The organism is Actibacterium sp. MT2.3-13A, assembly GCF_018139985.1.
In the GTDB taxonomy this organism is placed as follows: domain Bacteria; phylum Pseudomonadota; class Alphaproteobacteria; order Rhodobacterales; family Rhodobacteraceae; genus JAGSOU01.
This window is the reverse complement of record NZ_JAGSOU010000009.1, coordinates 1-24,026: the sequence shown is the minus strand read 5'-3', so window position 1 is coordinate 24,026 and position 24,026 is coordinate 1. Positions and strand designations below refer to the sequence as shown.

The 24,026-nt window shown below is 67.0% G+C and carries 21 protein-coding genes, 3 tRNA genes and 1 pseudogene; 6 read left to right on the top strand and 19 right to left on the bottom strand.

The features are described from left to right. Positions 1-27: 27 nt before the first annotated feature. Both KCI33_RS09705 and KCI33_RS09700 read left to right on the top strand, forming a co-directional pair. Positions 28-1,350 (top strand): M23 family metallopeptidase, encoded by a 1,323-nt coding sequence (locus KCI33_RS09705; protein ID WP_349252200.1) that lies wholly within the window; start codon positions 28-30, stop codon positions 1,348-1,350. Next, positions 1,340-1,840 (top strand): polymer-forming cytoskeletal protein, encoded by a 501-nt coding sequence (locus tag KCI33_RS09700; RefSeq protein WP_212524587.1) that lies wholly within the window; start codon positions 1,340-1,342, stop codon positions 1,838-1,840. Before KCI33_RS09705 ends, KCI33_RS09700 begins: the two co-directional genes overlap by 11 nt. Before the next feature lie 67 nt (positions 1,841-1,907). On the opposite strand, the gene KCI33_RS09695 is transcribed toward KCI33_RS09700, so the two are convergent. From KCI33_RS09695 to KCI33_RS09685, 3 genes are all read right to left on the bottom strand, one after another. Beyond that, positions 1,908-2,690, bottom strand: a complete 783-nt coding sequence (locus KCI33_RS09695) for a DUF2189 domain-containing protein (protein WP_212524586.1) — start codon at positions 2,688-2,690, stop codon at positions 1,908-1,910. Positions 2,691-2,869: 179 nt separating this feature from the next. After that, positions 2,870-3,997 carry a peptide chain release factor 2 gene (gene prfB / locus KCI33_RS09690; protein ID WP_212524585.1) on the bottom strand — a complete coding sequence of 376 codons (1,128 nt, stop codon included), beginning with the start codon at positions 3,995-3,997 and terminating at the stop codon, positions 2,870-2,872. A 65-nt stretch (positions 3,998-4,062) separates the two neighbouring features. After that, positions 4,063-6,576 carry a PBP1A family penicillin-binding protein gene (locus KCI33_RS09685; protein WP_212524584.1) on the bottom strand — a complete coding sequence of 838 codons (2,514 nt, stop codon included), beginning with the start codon at positions 6,574-6,576 and terminating at the stop codon, positions 4,063-4,065. 143 nt (positions 6,577-6,719) lie between these two features. On the opposite strand from KCI33_RS09685, the gene KCI33_RS09680 reads away from it, so the two are divergent. Beyond that, on the top strand, positions 6,720-7,322 hold the full coding sequence (locus tag KCI33_RS09680) for a class I SAM-dependent methyltransferase (RefSeq protein ID WP_212524583.1): 603 nt from the start codon (positions 6,720-6,722) through the stop codon (positions 7,320-7,322). Here KCI33_RS09680 and KCI33_RS09675 read toward each other — a convergent pair. Together KCI33_RS09675 and KCI33_RS09670 are read right to left on the bottom strand one after the other, a co-directional pair. Next, positions 7,312-8,523: an N-acetylmuramoyl-L-alanine amidase gene (locus tag KCI33_RS09675; protein WP_212524582.1), complete on the bottom strand. Its 1,212-nt coding sequence runs from the start codon at positions 8,521-8,523 to the stop codon at positions 7,312-7,314. The two genes, KCI33_RS09680 and KCI33_RS09675, sit on opposite strands and share 11 nt — an antisense overlap. A 55-nt stretch (positions 8,524-8,578) precedes the next feature. After that, entirely contained in the window at positions 8,579-9,718 is a 1,140-nt protein-coding gene (locus KCI33_RS09670; RefSeq protein ID WP_212524581.1) for a pyridoxal phosphate-dependent aminotransferase, read from the bottom strand. A 62-nt stretch (positions 9,719-9,780) separates the two neighbouring features. Here KCI33_RS09670 and KCI33_RS09665 point away from each other — a divergent pair, with 62 nt between their 5' ends. Further along, positions 9,781-11,136, top strand: coding sequence for a M48 family metalloprotease (locus KCI33_RS09665; RefSeq protein WP_212524580.1), 1,356 nt, complete (start codon positions 9,781-9,783; stop codon positions 11,134-11,136). Continuing rightward, positions 11,136-11,885: a DsbA family protein gene (locus tag KCI33_RS09660; protein ID WP_212524579.1), complete on the top strand. Its 750-nt coding sequence runs from the start codon at positions 11,136-11,138 to the stop codon at positions 11,883-11,885. Before KCI33_RS09665 ends, KCI33_RS09660 begins: the two co-directional genes overlap by 1 nt. A 209-nt stretch (positions 11,886-12,094) precedes the next feature. Here the strand turns inward: KCI33_RS09660 and ispG are convergent, their stop codons facing one another. The 4 genes from ispG to KCI33_RS09640 form a co-directional block, all read right to left on the bottom strand. Beyond that, positions 12,095-13,222 carry a flavodoxin-dependent (E)-4-hydroxy-3-methylbut-2-enyl-diphosphate synthase gene (gene ispG, locus KCI33_RS09655; RefSeq protein WP_212524578.1) on the bottom strand — a complete coding sequence of 376 codons (1,128 nt, stop codon included), beginning with the start codon at positions 13,220-13,222 and terminating at the stop codon, positions 12,095-12,097. 94 nt (positions 13,223-13,316) lie between these two features. Further along, positions 13,317-14,525, bottom strand: coding sequence for a helix-turn-helix domain-containing protein (locus KCI33_RS09650; protein ID WP_212524577.1), 1,209 nt, complete (start codon positions 14,523-14,525; stop codon positions 13,317-13,319). 115 nt (positions 14,526-14,640) lie between these two features. Further along, positions 14,641-15,864 (bottom strand): 5-aminolevulinate synthase, encoded by a 1,224-nt coding sequence (gene hemA, locus KCI33_RS09645; RefSeq protein WP_212524576.1) that lies wholly within the window; start codon positions 15,862-15,864, stop codon positions 14,641-14,643. A gap of 69 nt (positions 15,865-15,933) precedes the next feature. Then, complete coding sequence (locus KCI33_RS09640) at positions 15,934-16,197, bottom strand: hypothetical protein (RefSeq protein ID WP_212524575.1); 264 nt, start codon at positions 16,195-16,197, stop codon at positions 15,934-15,936. Between the two features lie 295 nt (positions 16,198-16,492). On the opposite strand from KCI33_RS09640, the gene KCI33_RS09635 reads away from it, so the two are divergent. Further along, positions 16,493-17,866 carry a M20/M25/M40 family metallo-hydrolase gene (locus tag KCI33_RS09635; protein WP_212524574.1) on the top strand — a complete coding sequence of 458 codons (1,374 nt, stop codon included), beginning with the start codon at positions 16,493-16,495 and terminating at the stop codon, positions 17,864-17,866. 87 nt (positions 17,867-17,953) lie between these two features. Here KCI33_RS09635 and KCI33_RS09630 read toward each other — a convergent pair whose 3' ends face one another. The 10 genes and pseudogenes from KCI33_RS09630 to KCI33_RS09585 all read right to left on the bottom strand — a co-directional run. Then, complete coding sequence (locus KCI33_RS09630) at positions 17,954-18,343, bottom strand: acyl-CoA thioesterase (RefSeq protein WP_212524573.1); 390 nt, start codon at positions 18,341-18,343, stop codon at positions 17,954-17,956. 66 nt (positions 18,344-18,409) lie between these two features. Then, the gene (locus KCI33_RS09625; RefSeq protein WP_212524572.1) at positions 18,410-18,640 is read right to left on the bottom strand and encodes an RND transporter; all 231 of its coding nucleotides are present in this window, start codon (positions 18,638-18,640) and stop codon (positions 18,410-18,412) included. Positions 18,641-18,665: 25 nt separating this feature from the next. After that, a tRNA-Asp gene (locus KCI33_RS09620) sits at positions 18,666-18,742 on the bottom strand. Between the two features lie 30 nt (positions 18,743-18,772). Then, positions 18,773-18,849 (bottom strand) — tRNA-Asp (locus KCI33_RS09615). Positions 18,850-19,066: 217 nt separating this feature from the next. Further along, entirely contained in the window at positions 19,067-20,767 is a 1,701-nt protein-coding gene (ade, locus tag KCI33_RS09610; protein WP_212524571.1) for an adenine deaminase, read from the bottom strand. Positions 20,768-20,945: 178 nt separating this feature from the next. Then, positions 20,946-21,021 (bottom strand) — tRNA-Val (locus KCI33_RS09605). A gap of 405 nt (positions 21,022-21,426) precedes the next feature. Next, positions 21,427-22,251: a cation diffusion facilitator family transporter gene (locus KCI33_RS09600; RefSeq protein WP_249139006.1), complete on the bottom strand. Its 825-nt coding sequence runs from the start codon at positions 22,249-22,251 to the stop codon at positions 21,427-21,429. A 227-nt stretch (positions 22,252-22,478) separates the two neighbouring features. Next, positions 22,479-23,276 carry a hypothetical protein gene (locus KCI33_RS09595; protein ID WP_212524570.1) on the bottom strand — a complete coding sequence of 266 codons (798 nt, stop codon included), beginning with the start codon at positions 23,274-23,276 and terminating at the stop codon, positions 22,479-22,481. A 32-nt stretch (positions 23,277-23,308) separates the two neighbouring features. Then, a complete protein-coding gene (locus tag KCI33_RS09590) occupies positions 23,309-23,830 on the bottom strand; it encodes a hypothetical protein (protein WP_212524569.1) in 522 nt (173 codons plus the stop codon). 74 nt (positions 23,831-23,904) lie between these two features. Further along, positions 23,905-24,026 (bottom strand): annotated as a pseudogene (locus KCI33_RS09585) (IS5/IS1182 family transposase); the annotation flags it as partial.

The following is a 24,026-nucleotide window of genomic DNA, read 5'->3' as shown; positions in this document are numbered from 1 at the left end:
GACTGGGGTGGGACAAGAGGCAGAGCAGTGAGCCACAGGCTGATACACCGTTTCAACGCGGCGCTTGAGCGCTACCTTCCGGAACAGCGCCTGTTTCTGCGCACCGACGACAGCACGCGGTTCATCCGCCTCAGCCCGGCGACGCAGCTTCTGGCGCTCGGCGGATCGGCCCTGACGCTGGGCTGGGCGATCGTCGCCGCCGCGATCCTGGCGATGGACAGCATCGGGGCGGGCAGCCTGCGCGACCAGGCCGCGCGCGAACAGCAGACCTATGAGACCCGGCTCAACGCCCTCGCCGAAGAACGCGACATCCGCGCCGAGGAGGCCCATGCCGCGCAGGCCCGCTTCAACGTGGCGCTGGCCGAGATTTCCAAGATGCAGTCGGCGCTGCTCGCCTCCGAGGAGCGGCGGCGCGAGCTGGAAACCGGCATCGAGGTGATCCAGACCACCCTGCGCAACACCATGACCGAGCGCGACGAGGCGTTGCAAAAGGCCGGGATCCTGACCGCGGAACTCGACGGCGTGGCCGACTCGGTCGATGCCCGCGTCGGCCGGATGGCGGACATGGAATCCACCCTGGCCTTCATGACCGACGCGTTGCAACTGACCGCGGTAGAACGCGACGCCGTCGCCGCCGAGGCCGCCAAGGCCTATGACCTGACCGACGAGCTGCTCTATGAGCGCCGCCTCGCGCAGGACCGCAGCGACCATATCTTCAGCCAGATCGAAGAGGCGCTGACGGTCTCGGTCGAGCCGCTGGACAAGATGTTCCGCGCCGCCGGCCTGTCCACCGAGAACCTGATCGACCAGGTGCGCCAGGGCTATTCCGGCATGGGCGGGCCGCTGACGCCGATCGGCATCTCGACCAAGGGCGAGGCGCCCAGTGCCGAGCAGCTGCGCGCCAACCAGATCCTGCACGGGCTGGACCGGCTGAACCTCTACCGCATCGCGGCGCAGAAGACGCCCTTCGCGGTTCCTGTCAAATCGGCCTTCCGCTTTACCAGTGGCTTCGGCCCGCGCTGGGGCCGGATGCACGAAGGCACCGATCTCGCCGCCTCTTACGGCACACCCGTCTACGCCACCGCCGATGGCGTCGTCACCCATGCCGGCTGGTCCAGCGGCTATGGCCGTCTGATCAAGATCCAGCACGAATTCGGGATCGAAACCCGCTATGCCCACCTGGCCAAACTTCGCGTGAACGTCGGGGATAGGGTCTCGCGCGGGGACCGGATTGGTGATATGGGGAATTCCGGCCGTTCCACCGGCACCCATCTGCACTATGAGGTGCGCGTCGGCGACAAACCCATCAACCCGATGACCTATATCAAGGCAGCCAGAGATGTTTTCTAAAAGCAGGATCAATGAGCCCGGCCCGAAACAGGCCGGCGACGCAGAAAAAGCCAAGGCGCCCGAGACCGCAGCCGCGCCCAAGCCCGAGACGCAGGCCACCGCCCCCAAGGCGAAGCCGCCCGCATCGCTGCTGTCCTCGGACCTGACCGTGACTGGCAACCTGAAAACCACCGGCGACATCCAGGTCGAAGGCGTCGTCGACGGCGACATCCGCGCCCATCTTCTGACCGTGGGCGAAGGCGCCACGATCCGCGGCGAGGTCATCGCAGACGACGTGGTGGTGAACGGCCGCATCGTGGGCCGCGTGCGCGGTCTGAAGGTGCGCCTGACCTCGACCGCGCGGGTCGAGGGCGACATCATCCACAAGACCATCGCGATCGAATCCGGCGCGCATTTCGAAGGTTCGGTGCAGCGCGCCGACGATCCGCTCTCGACCGGCGGTGCCGCCAAGCCCGCGCAGCCGCCGCGCCGCGCCCCCGAGCAGGGCTGAGCCCCGCCGCGCAGGCGCGCATGTCCCAGTCCGACGGGCACCCCTGGGGGTGCCCGTTTCGTTTTGGCTAGCCCGCGGGCGAGACCAGCGCCCGGCGATAGAGATGCCAGGTGGCGTGCCCCAGCACCGGCAGCGCCACCAGCAGGCCCAGGAACAGCGGCACCATCGACCAGAACACCAGCGTCGCGATAACGAAGGCCCAGGCCAGAAGCACCGCGAAATTCTCCTGCACCGTGCGGAAGCTGATCAGCATGGCGCTGACGAAATCGATCTCCTTGTCCAGCAGCAGCGGCAGGCTGACCACCGTCAGGCTGTAGAGGACGAAGGCGAAGGCCCCGCCGACCACCAGTTCCACCGCGATCATGCTCAGCCCGCTCGCGGTCAGGAACACCTCCAGCGACGAGCTGATATTGGTCATCACGCTCAGCCCCATGAACAGCGCGAAAATCATATGCGCGAGGAAGGTCCAGAACAGGAAATAAATGACAATGATCGCCCCCATCCAGGGGATCTGGCGGTCCTTCTCGCGTGCCACCACGCCCAGGATCTCGCGCCACACGAGGGGCTGGCCCTGCTCCAGCCGGCGGCTGACCTCGTAGAGCCCCACCGCGGCGAAGGGCGCGACCAGCGGAAAGCCCAGCGAGACCGTCAGGGTCCAGGCCACGGTGCCCGCCCCCAGCAGCACCAGCGCCAGCCCGCCCAGCACATAGACGCCGCTGAAAAACAGGCCGAAGCCCGGCGCGCGCCTGAAATCGCGCCAGCCATCGGCCAGCGCCCCCTTCAGATCGTGGAAATGCAGCCGGGCGATCTCCGGCCGCGGCGACGCCTCAACGGCGGTCACATCGCTCATGTCTGTCCTCCCTCATACGCTTTCCCGCGGCGTATGCGGACAGGTTACACGGAAATCGCGACCATCAAGGGAATTTTCGCGGCGCCCGGGCGGCCGCGCCGACGCTGCGCGCCCATCGCCGGGCCCGGATGCGTTCGCCCCGCGGGCAGCGGCCGCCCGCCCCGCGGGCCTGCCGGCCGTCAGTCCTCGTTCTGCGCCTCGGCGCGAGACTTGCCGGCCACGTCCATCGCCAGCGTCGCAGCCATGAAGCGGTCCAGATCACCGTCGAGGACGCCCTGCGTGTCCGAGGTCTCGACGCCCGTGCGCAGGTCCTTCACCATCTGGTAGGGCTGCAGCACATAGGAGCGGATCTGGTTGCCCCAGCCGGCCTCTCCCTTGGCCTCATGCGCCTCGGTGATCGCGGCGTTGCGCTTGTCCAGTTCCAGCTGGTAGAGCCGCGATTTCAGCGCCTTCATCGCGATGTCGCGGTTCTGGTGCTGCGATTTCTCGGAGCTGGTCACCACGATCCCGGTCGGCATATGCGTGATCCGCACAGCCGAGTCGGTGGTGTTGACGTGCTGCCCGCCCGCCCCCGAGGAGCGGTAGGTGTCGATGCGGATGTCGGCGGGGTTGACCTCGATCTCGATATTGTCGTCCACCACCGGGTAGACCCAGACCGAGCTGAACGAGGTGTGCCGCCGCGCCGCCGAGTCGTAGGGCGAGATCCGCACCAGCCGGTGCACGCCGCTTTCCGATTTCAGCCAGCCATAGGCGTTGGGCCCGGAGATCTTGTAGGCGGCCGACTTGATTCCCGCCTCTTCGCCCGCGCTTTCGGACTGAAGCTCGACCTTGTAGCCGTGCTTCTCGGCCCAGCGGACATACATCCGCGCCAGCATCGAGGCCCAGTCGCAGCTTTCCGTGCCGCCGGCGCCCGCGTTGATTTCGAGGAAGGTGTCGTTGCCGTCGGCCTCGCCGTCGAGCAGCGCCTCCAGCTCCTTCTGCGCGGCGCGCGCCTTGAGCGCCTTCAGGGCCGCCTCGGCCTCGGCCACCACCTCGGCGTCGTCTTCCATCTCGCCCAGCTCGATGAGCTCGATGTTGTCCTCCAGCTCCTGCCCGATGCCCTTGTAGGTGTCGATGGCGTCGACCAGCTGCTGACGCTCGCGCATCAGCGCCTGCGCCTTGGCAGGGTCGTTCCACATGTCCGGGTCCTCGGACATCGCGTTGAATTCCTCGAGCCGGTGCTCGGCGGTTTCCCAATCCATGCGCTGCGCCAGCAGCTTCAGCGATTTGCGGATATCCTCGACGATGTTCTGCGTTTCAGCACGCATTGGCGGACCTTCGGTTCGTGGCGTTCAGGTGGGGGTGATAACGGCTCGGGCGCAGCGGGGCAAGCTCAGTAAAGCCCACCCGAGCTGAGCGATCCGAAGCTGGCCTTGGGCCCCACCGTCGCGGTCTCGCCGGTCGAGGTGGTGACCTGCTCGGCCTCAAAGGTCTCGTCCTCGCCGGGATCGAACAGCGGCAGGTTCGACCCCATCGCGAAACCCCCGTCGATCAGCGCGCCGAGGCCGAAGATCGGCTCCTCGCCGTCGCGGAAATACTCGGCCACCACGTTGGGGCCGGAGGCGTCGTCGGTCAGCCGCCCGCCGGAATAGCGGTCGATCTTGATGAAATGGCCGCCCGGGGGCAGCTTGAACTTGCCGCCGCCGTATTTCTCGGTCGCCTTCTGCATGAACTGGTTGAAGACCGGCGCGCACATGCTGCCGCCCGCGGCGCCGCGGCCCAGCGGGCGCGGCTGGTCATAGCCCATGTAGCAGCCCGCCACGATGTTCGAGGTGAAGCCCACGAACCACACGTCCCGCGCGTCGTTGGTGGTACCGGTCTTGCCGGCGGTGGGCACGCCCAGGTTCACGCGGCCGGCGGCGGTGCCGCGCTCGACCACGCCGCGCATCATCGAGGTCAGCTGATAGGCGGTGATCGCGTCGATCACCCGCTCGCGGTCCGAACGGATGCGCGGAGCCACGCCCTGCTCCAGTTGCGCCGCGCCGCAATCGAGGCATTCGCGCTGGTCGTGGCGGTAGATCGTGTTGCCCCAGCGGTCCTGCACCCGGTCGACCAGCGTCGGCTCCACCCGCTCGCCGCCATTGGCGAACATGGCGTAGGCCGACACCATGCGGTAGAGCGTGGTCTCCTGGCTGCCCAGCGCGTTCGACAGGAACGGCTGCATCCTGTCGTAGACGCCGAAGCGTTCGGCATAGCCCGCAACGGTCTCCATCCCGATTTCCTGCGCCAGCCGCACCGTCATCAGGTTGCGCGAGCGTTCGATGCCGGTGCGCAGCGGCGTCGGCCCGTAGAATTTGTTCGAGGCGTTCTTGGGGCGCCAGATCTCGCCGCCGGTGTCAATCTCGATGGGCGCGTCGATGACGATGGTGGCGGGGGTGAAGCCGCTGTCGAGCGCCGTTGCATAGACGAAGGGCTTGAAGCTTGAGCCGGGCTGGCGCGTGGCCTGGGTGGCGCGGTTGAACACCGAATGCTGGTAGGAAAACCCGCCCTGCATGGCGATCACCCGCCCGGTGTTGACGTCCATCGCGACGAAGCCGCCCTGGATCTCGGGCACCTGCCGCAGGCTCCACCGGACGAAGCTGCCGTCCTTGTCGCTGAGCAGGCGGCGCAGATGCACCACGTCGCCGCGCTTGAAATTCTCGGCGAAATCGCCCTTGAACCACTCGATGTCCTTGCGCGGGACGGTGGCGATCTCCTCGACGCCCTCGACGCCGAGGCGCATCTGCTGCGCGCCGATCTCCAGCACCACGGCCGGGTGCCAGCCCTCGATGTCACGGGCCACATCGACCTCGGCCAGCGCGGCGCGCCAGGCGGTCTCGTCTGCCAGCTTGTCCGCCTCGATGGTCTTTCCGGTGCCGCGCCAGACCCCGCGCGAGCGGTCGTATTCCTCAAGCCCGGCGCGCAGGGCGCGGGCGGCCTCGACCTGCATCTCGGGGTCGATGGTGGCGCGGATGGTCAGGCCGCCGCCGAAAAATTCCCCCTCGCCGAAATCGCGGCTCAGCTGGCGGCGGATCTCGTCGGTGAAATAGTCGCGCGGCGGCAACTGGGCGCGGAACGGTTCGTAATCGCCGTTCTGCACCGATTTCAGCGGTGCGGCGACGGCCTTTTCATAGGTGGCCTGGTCGATATAGCCGTTCTCGCGCATCTCGCGCAGCACATAGTTACGCCGGTCGACGGCGTCCTGCATGTCGCGCACCGGGTGCAGCTGAGCCGGCTTCTTGGGCAGCGCGGCGAGATAGGCGGCCTCCTCGGGCGCCAGCTCGGCCAGGGTCTTGTTGAAATAGGTCTGCGCGGCGGCGGCCACGCCATAGGAATTGGCGCCGAGATAGATCTCGTTGAGATAGAGCTCCAGGATGCGCTCCTTGCTCAGCGTCTCCTCGATGCGGGTGGCGAGGATGATCTCCTTGATCTTGCGCTCAGCCCGGCGCTCCCCCCCCAGAAGGAAGTTCTTCATCACCTGCTGGGTGATGGTCGAGGCGCCGCGCACGTTGCGGCCCCGGCTTTTCACCGCGTCGATCACCGCCGATGCGATGCCGCGGGTGTCATAGCCATGGTGGGTGTAGAAATTCTTGTCCTCGGCCGAGATGAAGGCCTGCTTGACCAGATCGGGGATCTCGTCGGCCGGCGCGAAGAGGCGGCGCTCCTCGGCGAATTCGTCAATCATGCGCCCCTCGCCGGAATAGATCCGGCTGATGGTCTTGGGCGAATAATTGGCCAGTTCCTCGTGATTGGGCAGGTCGCGCGAATACATCCAGAAGATCGCGCCGATCATCAGCGCCGCCAGCGCCGCGCCGATGGTCAGGAAGCTGAACACAGCCCCGAAGAAGGAAAGGATGAACCTGGTCACGCGCGCCCCCGAATTGTCGCCCGGCCTATATAGGGGTCCGGGGCGGCCGGGTCAAAACCCCCCGATGCCGCGGCTCGGCTGAAAAGCGCCACCAGCGCAACAGGCCCGTTGCCGCGCCGCCCGCCCTGCCCTACGGCTGGGCCATGCGTCCCGAGGATATCCTGCCCACCTACCAGCGCGTCGCCGAGGGCTTCGCCCGCGTCCGCGACAAGACCCTGTTCGAGCGTCCGTGGCTCGACCGGATGCTCGCCCATGCGCCGGGCCGGCGGGTGCTCGACCTCGGCTGCGGGCCTGGGGTGCCGATCGCGCGCTACCTGTGCGACCGGCGCGCGCAATTGACCGGCGTCGATGGCGCGCCGGCGATGGTCGCCCTCTTTCGCGCCAACCTGCCGGGGGCGGAGGCGATCCACGCGGACATGCGCGGGCTCGACCTGGGGCGCGCCTTCGATGCGATCCTGGCCTGGGACAGCTTCTTCCACCTCGGCCCCGACGACCAGCGCGCCATGTTCCCGGTCTTCGCCGCCCATGCCGCGCCGGGCGCGGCGCTGATGTTCACCGCCGGGCCGGCCGCGGGCGAGCCCATCGGAGAGATCGAGGGCGCGCCGGTCTACCATTGTTCGCTGGAACCCGAGGATTACCGCGCGCTTCTGGACGACAACGGCTTCGACCTCGTGCGCTTTGCCCCCGAGGATCCGGGCTGCCGCGACCACACGGTCTTTCTCGCCCGCAGGCGCGCTAACGCCTGAGCAGCGCCGCCTCCGCCGCATCCTCCACCGCCCAGGCCCGCAGCGCGTCGCGGATGCCCGCCGCCGCGCGCCGGCGCCAGTCCGGATCGAGCAGGTTGTCGCGGTCGCGGTCGCTCGACAGGAAGCCCAGTTCCACCAGCACCGAGGGGATGTCGGGCGATTTCAGCACCGAGAAGCCGGCGCTGAGCCGCGGCCGCTTGTGCAGCCCGCCGACCGTTTCCCGCAGCCCCGCAACCACCGCATCGGCCAGCCGGTCGGCGCGCGGGCTCGATTCCAGCCGGGCGAGATCCATCAACACGTCGGCGATCACGTCGTCGTGGCGGCTGAGATCGACCCCGGCCAGCAGATCCGCGCGGTCGTGCCGTTCGGCCAGCTTGGCCGAGGCCGTGTCGGAGGCGGTCTCGGACAGGGTGTAGACCGTGGCCCCCGAGGCCCGCCCCTCGGCCAGCGCATCGGCGTGCAGCGACAGCAGCACGTCGGCCTGCGAGGCACGGGCGACGGTGATCCGCGTCTCCAGCGGCACGAAGATGTCGGTCTCGCGGGTCATGACCACCTGCATGCCGGCGCGCACCAGGAGCTCCTTCAACTCGCGCGCGAAAGTCAGCATCAGGTCCGCCTCGCGCACGCCCTCGCGCTCGGCGCCCGGATCGACGCCGCCGTGGCCGGGGTCGAGCACCACCCGCAGCGGCCGCGTTCCGTCCTGCCGGCGCCGCGGCGGCGCGGTGGCGGCGGGGACCTCCTGTTCGGGCGGGCCGAGATGCGCGGCGAAGTCCTCCGCGCTGGCGGGGCTGAGCGCCAGCGTCAGAACCGCCCGCCCGGTGGCCTGGTCGACGCGCATCTCGGCGCGGCTGACCAGCATCGGCGACGACAGGGCCAGCGTCATCCGCGACCAGCCCGGCCGGACCGCGCCCATCGCCGCCACCTCTGCGCGGCGGCTGGCGCCGAGGGCGGCGGGCGTCAGGCCGGTCCAGTCCACCTCGCTGAACTCCAGCAGCAACCGCGGCGGGCCGTCGATGAGGCGCAGGGCGTAGGGAACGGGCTGGCTGAGCGTCAGGCGCAGCTCCACCCCCGCGCCCGCGTCCGACATGTGCGACGCGGCGGCATCGACGCGCGCCAGCCCCGACAGCGGCTGCGCCGCCACCGGCGCCGCCGGCACCGTCAGCGCCAGCCACAAAAGGATCGCCCGGAAAAGCCTGCTCATCTGCCCTGCTCTTTTGCGCGCCATCCTAGCGCAAGGCCCCCGCGCTGGAAACCGCTCAGCGGCTGGCCATGAACGCCTTGAGCCGCGCCAGCCCCTCGCGGATATCCGCCGTCGACCGCGCGTAGGAGAAGCGCAGCGTGCCCGCCCCCCGGTCGGGGTCGAAATCCAGCCCCGGCGTCACCGCCACCCCGGCCTTGTCCAGAATCTCGGCGGCGAAGGCGCGGCTGTCGTCGGTCAGCGCCGAGACATCGGCATAGACGTAGAACGCCCCGTCGGGCGGCGCGATCTCGGAGAAGCCCGCCTGCGGAAGACCCTCCAGCATGAGGCGGCGGTTCTCGCGGTAGACATCCATGTTGGCCTGAAGCTCGTCATCGCAATCCATCGCCGCCAGCGCGGCCACCTGGCTGGCGTGCGAGGCGCAGATGAACATGTTCTGCGCCAGCCGCTCGATCCGCCGCACATGGTCGGGCGGCACCACCATCCAGCCCACGCGCCAGCCGGTCATCGAGAAATACTTGGAGAAGGAGTTGATGACATAGACGTCGTCGCTGATCTCCAGCGCGGTCACCGCCTTCTTCTCGTACTCGATTCCGTGATAGATCTCGTCCGAGATGAAGGCCGTGCCGCGCGCCGCACAGGCGTCGATCAGCGCGCGCATCGCGTCGCGGTCCAGCATCGTGCCCGAGGGGTTGGCGGGCGAGGCCACCATCAGCCCGGCGAGATCCGCCGGCAGGTCCGCCGGCACCGGCTGCAGGCGGTTCTCGGCCGCGCATTCGATCATCACCGGGCGCACGTCCATCGCCTTGAGGATCTGCCGGTAGGACGGGTAGCCCGGTGCGCCGATCCCCACCCGGTCGCCGGTGTCGAACAGCGCCGTGAAGGCCAGCAGGAACGCCCCCGAGGAGCCGGAGGTCACGATCACCCGCTCCGGGTCGAGATCGACGCCATACCAGTCCTTGTAGAGCCGCGCGATGCGCGCGCGCAGCGCCGGCAGGCCGAGGGCAACGGTGTATCCCAGCGCCTCGCGCTCCAGCGCCTGCGCCAGCGCCGCGCGCGCGCCTTCGGGCGCAGGGGTCGAGGGCTGGCCCACCTCCATGTGGATGATGTGGCGCCCGGCCTCCTCGGCCTTGCGGGCGGCCTCCATCACGTCCATCACAATGAAGGGATCGACCTCGCCGCGCCTTGAACTCCGCATGTAACCCTCCATAGACTGCCGGTGTTTGTGCCGCTTTGTTCCAGCGCGAGGGCCCGCCGTCAATGCCAGCTTTCCCCAGCCTGTCCCGGTTGCTCGCCGCGCTGACGCTGCTGGCCGTTCTGGCGCTGCCCCCGGTGGCGGCCCGCGCCCAGAGCCTGATCCGCGACGCCGAGATCGAGCACGCCCTGCGCGAGCTCCTGGGTCCGGTGGCGGGCGCCGCCGGAATCCCGCTGTCGCAGCTGCGGGTGATGGTGATCAATGACGGCTCGCTCAATGCCTTCGTGATCGACGGGCGCACCATCTTCGTCCATTCCGGCCTGATCCTGAGGCTCGACCGCGCCGAGGCGTTGCAGGCGGTGATCGCGCATGAACTGGCGCATATCGCCAACGGCCATATCGCCCGCCGCCTGGCCAACCTGCGCGGCGCCAATTCGGTCGCGGCGATGGGTGCGGTTCTGGCCGTCGGGCTGGCGGCATCGGGCAACGGCGGGGCGGCGGCGGGGGTGGCGCTGGGCACGCAATCCTCGGCGCAGCGGGTGTTCTTTTCGCACAGCCGCGCCGAGGAGGCCTCGGCCGACCAGGCCGGCATCCGCTACATGGCGCGCGCCGGCGTCGATCCGCAGGCGATGGTCGAGGTGCTCGACATCTTCCGCGGGCAGGAGGCGTTGCAGCCGGGGCGGCAGGATCCCTATGTCCGCACCCACCCGCTGAGCGCGGACCGGCTGCGCGCGATGAAGGGCTATGCCGCCGCCTATGGCGGCGAGGCCCGCGACGACCCGCAGGCCGATTACTGGTTCGCCCGCGCCCGCGGCAAGCTCGGCGCCTTCCTGCAGAACTCCGGCTACACGTTGCGCAAGGTCGGCAAGACCGACAAATCCGACGTCGCCGTGATGCGCCGCGCCATCGCCTATCACCGCCGCCCCGACACCGAGGCCGCCGTGGCCGAGGTGAACCGGCTGGTCGCGATGCGCCCGAACGACCCCTATTACCAGGAACTCAAGGGCCAGATCCTGCTGGAATCGCGCCGCTTTCCGGCCGCGGTCAGCGCCTATGGCCGCGCCGTGGACATGGCCCCGCGCGAGCCGCTGATCCTGGCGGGCTACGGCCGGGCGCTGCTGGCGCTGGAAAGCGCCGACGGCAATTCCCGCGCGCTGGCGGCGCTGGAAAAGGCCCGCGCGCGCGACCCCTACGACCCGCGCATGTTGCGCGACCTGGCCGTCGCCTGGGCGCGCGCCGGAAACAACGGCATGGCGTCGCTCGCCACCGCCGAACGCTATGCGTTGATGGGCCGGCTGAAAGACGCCGGCACGCATGCCACGCGCGCCTCTGACCTCCTGCCGCATGGCTCTGCGGGTTGGCTTCGGGCGCAGGATGTGTTGAGAACGGCCGAGGCCGCAGCAAAACGGAGTAAACGCTGATGATCCGAAAGACCCTCGCCGGTGCCGCGCTGGCGCTGAGCTTCGCCGCACCGGCCATGGCCACGGATATCGTGACCATGACCGAGGCCGAGCGCACCGCCTTCCGCCAGGAAGTGCGCGCCTACCTGCTGGACAACCCCGAGGTTCTGATGGAGGCAATCGCCATCCTGGAACAGCGCCAGGAACAGGCCGCCGCCGCCAATGACGAGCAGCTCGTCCAGACCAACGCCAAGGACATCTTCGAGGACGGGCATTCCTGGATCGGCGGCAATCCGGAGGGCGACATCACCCTCGTCGAGTTCAGCGACTACCGCTGCACCTATTGCCGCAAGGCCCATCCCGAGGTGGAGGAACTGATCAAGTCGGACGGCAACATCCGCTTCATCGTCAAGGAATTCCCGATCCTGGGCGAGCAGTCGGAACTGTCCTCGCGCTTTGCCATCGCGACGCTGCAACTGGCCGGCCCCGAGGCCTACAAGAAGGCGCATGACGCGCTGATCACCTTCCGCGGCAACGTCACCGTGCAGAGCCTCGAGAACCTGGCCGACCGGCTGGACCTAGACGCCAAGGAGATCATGGCGCGCATGACCTCGCCGGAGGTCGACACCGTGATCCAGGAAAACCGCGCGCTCGCGCAGCGCCTGGCCATCTCCGGCACGCCGACCTTCGTGCTGGAAAGCACCATGTTGCGCGGCTATGTGCCGCTGGACGGGATGCGCCAGATGGTGAAAGAGGTCCGCGCCGACTGAGGCCATCGCCAGGGTTGGAACAGGAAAGGCCCGCCCGGCAGGCGCCGGAGCGGGCCTTTTTGTGACGGTGTCACAAGTCCGACGGGCCGTTCGCCGCGCCGCCCCCAGGGCGGGCGCGATTGTGCTCACCCTCGGACAGTCGCGGCCCGCTGTGGATCTGGAAAGGGATTTCCCTGTCGTCGGATGCCGGCGGAAGGGAGCCCGTGCGCCTATTCGGCCGCCTCTGCCGCCTCCGCGGCCTCGATCTCGGCGGCGCGCTTCTCGACCTGCTCGACGATGTGGTCGATCATCTGCGCGTTGCTCATCTTGTGGCTCTGCTTGCCGGCGAGATAGACCATGCCCGAGCCGGCGCCGCCGCCGGTGAAGCCGACATCGGTCATCAGCGCCTCGCCCGGCCCGTTCACCACGCAGCCGATGATGCTGAGGCTCATCGGGGTCTTGATGTGCTCCAGCCGCTTTTCCAGCGCCTCGACCGTCCTGATCACGTCGAAGCCCTGCCGCGCGCAGGACGGGCAGGAGATGATGTTCACGCCGCGGTGGCGCAGCCCCAGCGCCTTGAGGATCTCGTAGCCGACCTTGACCTCTTCCACAGGGTCCGCCGACAGCGACACCCGCAGCGTGTCGCCGATGCCCATCCACAGCAGGTTGCCCAGCCCGATCGCGGATTTGATCGTGCCCGACATCAGCCCGCCCGCCTCGGTGATGCCGAGATGGATCGGCGCGTCGGTGGCCTCGGCGATGCCCTGATAGGCGGCGGCGGCGAGGAACACGTCGCTGGCCTTCACGCTGATCTTGAATTCGTGGAAATCGTTGTCCTGCAGGATCTTGATATGCTCCAGCCCGGATTCGACCATCGCCTCGGGGCAGGGCTCGCCGTATTTCTCCAGCAGATGCTTTTCCAGGGAGCCCGCGTTCACCCCGATTCGGATCGAGCAGCCGTGGTCGCGCGCGGCGCGGATCACCTCCTTCACCCGGGTTTCGTCGCCGATATTGCCGGGGTTGATCCGCAGGCAGGCGGCGCCGCTCTCGGCGGCCTCGATCGCGCGCTTGTAGTGGAAATGGATGTCGGCCACGATCGGCACCGGGCTTTCCGCCACGATCTGCTTCAGCGCGCGCGCGCTGGCCTCGTCGGGGGTGGAGACGCGCACGATGTCGGCGCCGGCTTCGGCCGCGGCCTGCACCTGCGCCACCGTCGCCGCCACGTCGGTGGTCAGCGTGTTCGTCATCGTCTGCACCGAGATCGGCGCATCGCCCCCCACGGGCACGTTGCCGACATGGATCTGGCGGGACTTGCGGCGATAGATGTTGCGCCAGGGGCGCACATGGTTCAGCGACATCGGACCATCCGTTTCAGGCAGGTTTGGCCGTTTCAGGCAGGTTTGAGGGCTAGATAATGGCCCCGGCGGGCGCTGGCAACGGCGGCGGGCACGGTTATTCCGCGCCGCCCTCCTGCCACTGCGCGCGCAACTCGGCCACCATGGTGGCCACGCCCGGGTCCTCGGCCAGATCGACGGGCTGGAATTTCTCCTTCAGCGCCGCCTGCTCCAGGACCAGGTTCTTGACCACCTGCGCGCCACGGGCGGCCGGGCCGTAGGCCTCGCCGTTCACCGCGAAATAGACCGAGCCGGAATTGCCCGCGCGCAGCACCGGCGGCTCCTCGGTTTGCGGCAGAACGTAGTTTTCGCCGGCGTCGAGGATCTTCTCGAACAGCACCGTGCCATCGGCAGCGCGCACCCGCACCCAGGCCGGGCGCGTGGCGAAGATCGCCAGTTCCGGCATCCGGTCCTCGACCACCTTCACCGAAGTCTCCGCCTCGGGGAGGGCCTCGGCGGCGGCCTCGGCCACCTCCAGCTGCGGCAGTTCGGGCACGGCCAGCGCGCCGATGGCGCCGGGCGGCAGGGTCGAGATCGGGCCGTCGCGGGCCACCAGGACCGGCACGTCCAGCGCCTGCGGACGATAGAGCCGGTCCAGCGCCTCGGGCGTGGGCGCGGCGTTGGCCGCCGCGGCGCCGGTCGGCTCTTCGCCGTCGGCCTGCGGCATGGCCACCCCGGCCAGCGGATCGAGCTCGGCCAGAACGCCCGGCGCCTGTTCGACGGGGGCGAGATTCACCTGCTGGATTTCCTTGAGCACCGACCAACCGCCGAAGCCGAGCGCCCCGATCAGCGCCATCAGGACCAGGCTCGACCCGATCGCGCCGGGCTCGATCCTAGCCAGCAGCGCCTCGCCGCGCGGCACGAAGGTGGCGTTGGGGTCGGCCAGCGGGTCGGCCTTGGCGGCGGCGGGCTTGGCCGTCGACGGCTTCGGCGACGCGGCGGCCGCGTCCATGCCGTGCACCTTGGCGAAATTTCCCTCCCGGCAGAAGGTCGCATAGGCCCATTCCGGGTCGAGCCCGAGATAGCGCGCGTAGGAGCGCACATAGCCGGCGATGAAACCGGGCGTCTCGAAGGCGGAGGGATCGGCGTTTTCGATGGCGGCGATATAGGTGGCCTTGATCTTCAGCTCGCGCTGAACATCGAGCAGAGATTTGCCAAGCGTCGCGCGTTCGCCCCGCATGATATCGCCCAAGCGCAGTTCGAATGCGTCGAACCCTTTTGGCTGATCGTTCTCAGCTGCAACCGGCGGCTGCTTGCGCCTGATCATCTGCCCTGCCCCGTGCCCCTGTTCTCACCCCCGTGTTCCGGCGATTCCTCGAAGTCGCCGGACCGATTGGAAGATTCCTACCACACGGGAGCGTGTATTGCACCTGCAGAACGGATCAGGCCGACAGTTCGGCACGATTCAGCGCACAGTGCGACCAGAGCTGATCCATCGCCTTCACCAGCTTGTCCATCTCGTCCGGGCCATGCACCGGCGAGGGGGTGAAGCGCAGCCGTTCCGTGCCGCGCGGCACGGTGGGGAAGTTGATCGGCTGCACATAGATGCCGAAATCCTCCAGCAGCATGTCGCTCAGCTTCTTGGTGTGCACCGGGTCGCCCACGATCACCGGAACGATGTGGCTGCCATGGTCGATGATCGGCAGGCCCATGCCCTTCAGCCGCATCTTCAGGATCCGGGCCTGGGTCTGGTGCAGATCGCGCAGGGCCTGGTCGGTCTTGAGATGCCGGACCGAGGCCGCAGCGCCCGCTGCAACCGCCGGCGGCAGCGAGGTGGTGAAGATGAAGCCCGGCGCGTAAGAGCGGATGGCGTCGCACATTTTGGCGCTTGCCGCGATATAGCCGCCGAACACGCCGAAGGCCTTGGCCAGGGTGCCGTTGATGATGTCGATCCGGCCCATCAGCCCGTCGCGCTCGGCCACGCCGGCGCCGCGGGGGCCATACATGCCCACGGCATGGACCTCGTCGATATAGGTCAGGGCGTTGAACTCGTCCGCGAGGTCGAGGATCGCCTCGATCGGGCCGAAATCGCCATCCATCGAATAGACCGATTCGAAGGCGATCAGCTTGGGCGCCTTGGGATCGTCGGCCTCCAGCATGGCGCGCAGATGCGCCACGTCGTTGTGCCTGAAGATGCGCTTGGAACCGCCGTTGCGGCGGATGCCCTCGATCATCGAGGCGTGGTTCAGCTCGTCGGAATAGATGATCAGGCCGGGGAACAGCTTGGGCAGGGTCGAGAGGGTGGCGTCGTTGGCGATATAGGCCGAGGTGAAGACCAGCGCGGCCTCCTTGCGGTGCAGGTCGGCAAGCTCCGCCTCCAGCGCCTTGTGGTAGACGGTGGTGCCCGAGATGTTGCGCGTCCCGCCCGACCCGGCGCCGGCGGCGTCGATCGCCTCGTGCATCGCGCTCAGCACCACCGGGTGCTGGCCCATGCCGAGATAATCGTTGCCGCACCAGACGGTGATTTCCTTCTTGGTGCCGTCGGGACGGGTCCAGATGGCCTTGGGGAACGCGCCCTTGCGCCGTTCAATATCGATGAAGGTGCGATAGCGCCCTTCCTCGTGAAGCCGGTTCAGTGCTGCATCCAGTCCCGCGGTATAATCCACCAGGTCTCTCCTTCGTAACCCCGGCCTTTCGGCCTCTCCTGCCGGCGGCACCGGCCCTCTCCCTGTCGCTCAGGCCGCCTCGTCGCCCGAGACCGGCTTGTCGTCCTGTTCCGTCCGCTCGGGCGCCGGCAAGGCCAGTGCCTCATCGGGCAAGGTTTCCGGCAGGTCAAGTTCCAGCTTCCCCGAAGCCGGATCAATGATCAGCCGGGGCTTCTCGGGCAGCGCGGCGACGGCCGCGTTCAACTCCCGGATCAGCCTTTCCAGCTCCTCCCTCTGCGTCTCGGCGACCGACGCTTCCGCCCGCGGCCGCATCCCGAACAGGAACCTCAACATGAGCGCACCCTTCTTCGCATAAATTTCATATTAGAAAAACTAAAGATGTCGATGCATCTTGTCGCGGCGAAATGCCGCCCTCTCACCGTCATCTCCATGGTTTTCCCCGGTTTTGGTTCCGATCGGAAACGCCGGTTTCGATCCCGGCCCCGGCAGGCGCCCCGTTCGCCCGGTCAGATAACCCGATCCGCACCGCCGTCTCCTTGATTTCGGTCAAACGCGCCCGCCCGGCAGCACTGGACAGGCTCCGCGCGGGTGCTAGGCTCGCCGGCGAAACAGACATGGAGCCCCGCGCATGACCCTCGATCCCGTTCTCGCCCGCATCGACGCCGACCTGCCGCAGGCCACCGAACGGCTGATGCAACTGCTGCGAATCCCCTCGATCTCCACCGATCCGGCCTATGCCGCCGACTGCGAGCGCGCCGCCGACTGGCTGGTTGAGGCGCTGAACGACATCGGCTTCGACGCCTCCAAGCGCCCCACCCCGGGTCATCCGATGGTGGTGGCGCATGGCCAGGGCGAGGGCCCGCACCTGATGTTCTACGGCCATTACGACGTGCAGCCGGTGGACCCGCTGGCGCTGTGGCACCGCGACCCCTTCGAACCCGCGATCGAGGAAACCCCCAGGGGCAAGGTCATCCGCGGCCGCGGCGCCTCGGACGACAAGGGGCAGCTGATGACCTTGGTCGAGGCCTGCCGCGCCTGGAAGGCAGTGCATGGCGCCCTGCCCGCCCGCATCTCGGTCTTCTTCGAGGGAGAGGAGGAATCGGGCTCGCCCTCGCTCATCCCCTTCATGAAGGAAAACGCCGACGAGTTGAAATCCGACATCGCGCTGATCTGCGACACCGGGCTGTTCGGCGACAGCACGCCGGCCATCGTGACCATGCTGCGCGGGCTTCTGGGCGAGGAGCTGACCATCACCGGCCCCTCAAAGGATCTGCATTCGGGCATGTATGGCGGCGCGGCGATCAACCCGATCCGGGTGCTCACGCGCATCATCGCGGCGCTGCACGACGATCAGGGCCGGATCACCATCCCCGGCTTCTACGACGGCGTGCCCGAACTGCCCGAGGAGATCGCGGCGCAATGGCAGGCGCTGGGATTCGACGCCAAGGCCTTCCTCGGCGAGGTCGGCCTGTCGGAACCCGCGGGCGAGCGGGACCGCACCGCGCTTGAGATGATCTGGTCGCGCCCGACCTGCGAGGTCAACGGCATTTGGGGCGGCTACACCGGCGACGGGTTCAAGACCGTGCTGCCCTCGCAGGCGCATGCCAAGATCAGCTTCCGCCTGGTGGGCCGGCAGGATCCCTTCGCGATCCGCGAGAATTTTCGCGCCATGGTGCGCGGGATGCTGCCGCCGGATTGCGAGGTCGAATTCCATGGCCACGGCGCCTCGCAGGCATCGCAGATGTCGATCGCGGACCCGGCCTTCGAGAAGGCCCGCGCGGCGCTGTCCGACGAATGGCCGAACCCGGCGGCCTATGTCGGCTGCGGCGGCTCGATCCCGATCGCGGGCCATTTCAAAAAGATCCTCGGCACCGACGCCATGCTGATCGGCTTCGGCAAGGACGACGACCAGATCCACTCGCCCAACGAGAAATACGACCTGGAGAGTTTCCACAAGGGCATCCGCAGCTGGGCCCGCATCCTGGCCGCCCTGTCGGAGTGAGCGCCACCGCCGCGCGCCGAGGCGCGCGGCGCGGCCCAACGGGATGAGCGGGCCCCGCCCGCGAAGACGGGCGGGAGCGGCCCCGCCCTATTCCGGCCGCGCCGGGCGCGGTCGTCCGTCCTCGTCCAGCGCGACGAAGGTGAACACCGCCTGTGTCACCTGCTCGCTCTGCGACTGGTGGCGCGCGCGGCGGAAGGCGCGCACCTGAATCCGCATGGAACTGCGCCCCACCGACAGCATCTCGGCATAGAGGGACACCTCGTCGCCGACCTTCACGGGGCGGTGGAACGCGATCTGCTCGACCGAGATCGTGGCGCTGCGCCCGCGCGAATAGAGCGAGGCGACCGAACCCGCCGCCAGGTCCATTTGGGCCATCAGCCAGCCGCCGAAAATGTCGCCCGACGGGTTGGTGTCGGCGGGCATGGCGATCACGCGGATGGTGGGGGCGCCTTCGGGCGGGGTGGTCTCGCTGGCCATGGTGGCTCCTTCTCGCTACGGGGCGTCCAGAGTGCACCGGGCGCGGGCGGAAGGAAAGCGGTGCGCTCAGCCGCGGGTGGTCATCCGCGCCAGCTTGGCCAGCAGCAGCAGCCAGGGCGTCGCGTGCAGCAGCAGGTCGAAGATGTCGATGCCGCGCCTCAGCTCGCTGGCGGCCAGCATCTTCAGCTTTTCCCACAGATGCGGCTCGGGCACGAAGGGCGCGAGGCCCAGCGTCAGCGCCAGGATCACGGCCATGCCCAGCGGCAACTCGTCAAGATAATGACCGATCTGCTGCATGCGGCGCCTCGGAATGTGGGGAAAATGGCGCGGTTGACGGGGCTCGAACCCGCGACCCCCGGCGTGACAGGCCGGTACTCTAACCAACTGAGCTACAACCGCGTTTTTCGGCTGGGCGTCTCGGGGAAGCAGTGGCGCGGTTGACGGGGCTCGAACCCGCGACCCCCGGCGTGACAGGCCGGTACTCTAACCAACTGAGCTACAACCGCTCTGCTTGCCCCGGGCTTGGCCCGGCGTGAGGTGCGTTCTATGGCCAGCGCCGGCGGGCGTCAAGCGGCCTTGTGCAGAAAAGCCGCGATTTTCCGTCCACCTCCGAGAGCCCGCCCGCCGGCGGTGCGAAAGCCTGTTCCGGGCTCGGTCGCCGACCCGCCGCCCCGGCCCGTGCCGGGTCCGCTTGCGACGAATCGCGGCCACGGCGCGCGCGGCTCAACCGATGATCTCGAATTTCTCGACATCCACCAGGCCGCGGTCGGTGATCTTCAGCGCGGGAATCACCGGCAGTGCCAGAAAGGCGAGCTGCAGGAAGGGCTCCTGCAACGTCACGCCCAGCACCCTGGCCGCCGCGCGCAGCCTGCGCAGATCGGCCTCGACATCCTCGAAGGGCGCCAGGCTCATCAGCCCGGCCACGGGCAGCGCCAGTTCGGCCCGCACGCGGCCGCCCGACGCCACCACGATGCCACCCTCGATCTCGCCCAGCCGGTTCACGGCGAGCGCCATGTCGGCGTAATCGGCCCCCACCGCCACGATGTTGTGGTGATCGTGGCAGACGGTTCCGGCAATCGCGCCGTGGCGCAGGTCGAAGCCGCGCACGAATCCGGTGGCGATGTTGCCGTTCCTGCCGTGGCGTTCGATCACCGCGATGCGGTTGAGGCCAAGCGCCGGGTCGGCGGGCTTGTCGCCATCGACGACCACGACCTCCTCGCGCAGATGTTCGGTCAGGATCTTGCCGGGCCGGATGCCGATCACATGCGTCGCCTCGGAGCGGTCGGGATGCCGGAAATCCGCGGCCGTCACCCTCGGCGCCCTGACCGAGCGCCGCGCCACCGGCGCCACCACCTCGCGCGCGGCATAGGCGGCGGCGCCGACCACCTGCCCGCCCGCGATCACCAGTTCCGCCCGGCACGCCTCCAGCGAGGGCAGCCCGACGATATCGGCCCGCTTGCCCGGCGCGATCTGGCCCCGATCCTTGAGTCCGAATGCCTCCGCCGCCGACAGGCTGGCCGCACGGTAGACGGCAAGCGGCGGCACCCCCAGCGCGATCAGGCTGCGAATCATGTAGTCGAGATGCCCGTGCTCCGCGATGTCGAGCGGGTTGCGGTCGTCGGTGCACAGGCACATGTAGGGCGCTGTCCGCTCTGTCAGCACCGGCGCCAGCGCGTGCATGTCCCTGGAGACCGAGCCCTCGCGGATCAGCACCCGCATCCCCTTCTGCAGCTTCTCCAGCGCCTCCGCCGCGGTGGTCGCCTCGTGCTCGGTGCGGATGCCGGCGGCGAGATAGGCGTTCAGCGCCTTGCCGGAGAGCAGCGGCGCGTGGCCGTCGATATGCCGGCCGCGGAACGCCTCCAGCTTGGCCAGCGCCGCCGGATCCTTGGCGAGCACGCCGGGATAGTTCATGAATTCGGCCAGGCCGATGACCCGCGGGTGGTCCTTCAGCGCGGCCAGCTCGTCCGCTCCGATCCGCGCGCCGGAGGTCTCCATCTCGGTAGCGGGCACGCAGGAGGACAGCTGGACCCGGATGTCCATCACCGTGTGCGCCGCGGCCTCGAGGAAATAGGTGATCCCCTCCAGCCCGGCGACATTGGCGATCTCATGCGGATCGCAGATCGCCGTGGTCACGCCGCGCGGCCCGACGCAGCGGTCGAACTCGTAAGGCGTGACCATCGCGCTTTCGATGTGCAGATGGGTGTCGATGAAGCCGGGCACCAGCGTCAGCGCGCCCACGTCGATCACCTCGCGCCCCTCGTAGGCGTCGCCGATGCCGACGATCGTGTCGCCGCAGATCGCCACGTCGCCGGCGATCATCTCGCCGGTCACGAGGTCCAGCACCTGGCCGCCGCGCAACACCAGATCGGCCGGCGCGGCCCCTTTCCCCTGATCGATCAGGTCTTCCAAGCGGGCAGACGGCATCGCGACTCCTCCCTGGCGGCTCAGCCTACAGTTGCAGGCTCCCGCCCGCCGATCAAGCTTTACGAAAGAGGTCGCGCGCGGCTTGGCGCCCCCGGGGCCGCGCGGGCGCCGGGAATGCCCGGATCGGACCGCCTTCGGAAGCCGGGACGGCGGGACGGCGGGTCTGAGCGGAGGGGGATGGTGGGTGATGAGAGACTCGAACTCCCGACATCCTCGGTGTAAACGAGGCGCTCTACCAACTGAGCTAATCACCCGCCGGGTCCCGCCTCATAGCAAGGCGCGCCGCTGCCGCGCAAGCCCCCGGAAGGCAAAAAGCGCGCCGTCGATCCGCGGCGCGCTTTTCGGGAATTCTGGTGGATGATGAGGGATTTGAACCCCCGACATCTTCGATTTGTATGACCCCAACTAGATCTAGCTAGTTTGGTCAGTCCATACCCATGAAATTCAACGGCTTAGGCCACGGGGCTGCCGAGGCCCTATACATCCAACACAACATCTTGCGTTACAGTATCGTGACAGAAGGTTTCCTGCGTCACAGTATTGGCACAGCAGGAATACGTGTCGAACACGGAGGATAGGCGCAACGCAACCTGCAACAACGATGGTATGGGCTGACCGCAGTAACTGCATAGAGCGCTCAACCGACCTTCTCCAACTCCCTACCCCACGGACCCGACATCCTCGATATCTCGTTTCGCATCGCGGACGATTACCCACGACGAGTGGAGAAAGAGCACGGCGATGGCAAAGGCTACGATCAGGTCAGGCCATACCGAGTTGGTCCACATGACCAGAAGAGCAGCAATGATGACGGCCGCATTGCCAATCGCATCGTTGCGCGAGAACAACCAGACCGCTCGGACGTTCGCGTCACCGGCTCGGTGGGGGACCAAGACCAGCGCCGCCGCGACATTGACAGCAAGGGCGATCAAGGCCACGACACCCATCAAACCCGCTTCAACTGGTTGTTGCGAGAAGACGCGCCAAATGGTGTTCCCGACGACGCCCAAACCGAGCGCGCCAAGAAACACCCCCTGGATCAGGGCCGAGCGCGCGCGCCAAAGCAGGCTCCATCCGATAGCGAGCACGCCGAGAAAAGTGATCAACCCGTCTCCGAGGAAGTCGAGAGCGTCGGCCTTCAATGCCTGCGACCCGGACATAAAACCGGCGATCATCTCGATGATGCCATAGCCGACGTTCAGCCCGATCACGCCCCAGAGTGCTCGTCGATACCCGGCTGTGATATGGGTCTGATCGACATGAGACCGGTCGCTCGGCGAGCCTGAAAGCCGATCGAGATGGTATCCAGCCTGTGCGACGGCCCGTTCGACAGCATGAAGGCGCTCATCATTCGAGGTGACGTTGAGGGTGAGTATCTGCGATGCCGTCGAAATCTTCGGGTCAGCCACACCTGCCGAGCGCACAGCCTTCTCTATCTTCGCGGCACACGACGCGCAGTCCATCCCCGTAACGCGGTATCGCATGGTCTCTCTCAATCCCTTCCCCCCTGCGTATGCCCATCGGACATGGCGTCTATCTGGCACTTGGCACGTCCGCAATGTCCGCAACCCGGACGTTGACCGAAGCCAGGCTAGCTGCTCTCAGCCGAGCAAGAGGCCCCGATCAAGCAACAACAATAATAACAACAATAACCCCCTCTTTTTGAAGTCGGTTACCCGCCCCAAAGGAGGCACAATACTACGTGAATTTCTTACTTGGAGGCGTCGCCCGAAACGACTTTTTCAAGACGACAGAACACTTCGAGCGTGGCGGAAGAGCCAAGCTTGCGAACCTCTGCATCCTGAAACGTGCAGTCCTTGAAACCCTCGTGCGTCATTCGATAGTGCTCAAGTCTATCGGGGGAAGTCATAGTTCGAGTTTCCGTCCGCCCCATATGCTCTTTGCCTGACCAAACATCAGCTTCGTCCGGCTCTGATACGAACTTCACCGAGCGAGTATCCGAGGGCCAAAGCCCGAAACCACGAGCCACAACCACCATAAGATCGTCAGTTCGGCTCGCGAGTTCGTCCAGTTCTGGGCCAAACAGCTGGAGGCCCTCACCCGGAGCAACCGGATTGTATTTGGCGATGCCAAGGTCGCCTTCCGGGACCTTCAAACCGACGATGCCGTTTGCATCGACTACAACTGCCGTCTGGGACTCTTGAATGGCAAACGTGCCGCCAGCGTCGAACGACTCGAATATCCAAAACGACGTTGTGTTGTCTTGGCCTGACAACGAGGTTGTATTGGCCTCAAATTGAGCGACCACGCGCCCGAGGAAGCCATCTTGTTGGTCACGAATTACAAGCGGCTCGTGTGACGGCATAGTGCATCCAAGCACGTTAGATAATGCCTCAAGAACGCCCCCTGGCTGATAGGCAAACTCTTGAAAGGGCTGTCCCTTGGCTGCCTCAATGTCCTCAGGTGTGCAGAAGCGGCTTTCGTCTTCGGCCCAAACAACAAATGGCGTGACCGAGAAGACAAATAATATCGGGCCAAGTCCACGCATTAGAAACCTCCAACTCACTCCACCTCAAAGGCCTATTTCCTTACAACCGCCTCAGATGCGACAAACACAACCCCGGTTGCGGACAGGACCAGGAAAAGGGCCTGCCTCCCAAAGGCCACCTGCAGTGATCTAAACTCCTGAAGAAGGTCGTCATAGCCGTCGTAAGTGAATGTCAGCAGGTCAAGGGTCTGCGCTCTTGCTGCAAAGCCAAAGAACAACGACAGCACAGCCATTAGAAAGAATAAGAGGCCAGCAACAACTGAGGGAACCCCGACATCCCGCACAGAACGATTGGCGTTACTCATTGTGAAGCCGACGACCACAAAGAGTGCTAAGGTCAGGGTGGTTAGCATTGATGCTATTTGATCCCCAGCTTCGATTAGCGCGTCAATTGAGGCATGCACTGTGGTTGGATCGGACGCTGCGGGCATCGCTCTCTCTTGGAATTCGCCAATTAGTTGCGAACCAAAGAGAACAAGGCAAACAACGAAAACAAGCCAAAGAACGGCTGCAAGATATGGGATGGAGCCTCTTCCCGGTTTCATCGGCAACATTATCCAGCATCACAAAGTAGCTCGATAGTTGAATAATACATCTGATGACTTTCGTCCAAGCCTAGGGTCAGGACTCACAACCAGAACATGACGGTGGCTGCGATGCAGATGGCGGATAGGAACAGCTCTCCGCATCTGTCGTAGCGGGTGGCGATCCGGCGCCAGTCCTTGAGGCGGGCGAAGAGGTTCTCGATCC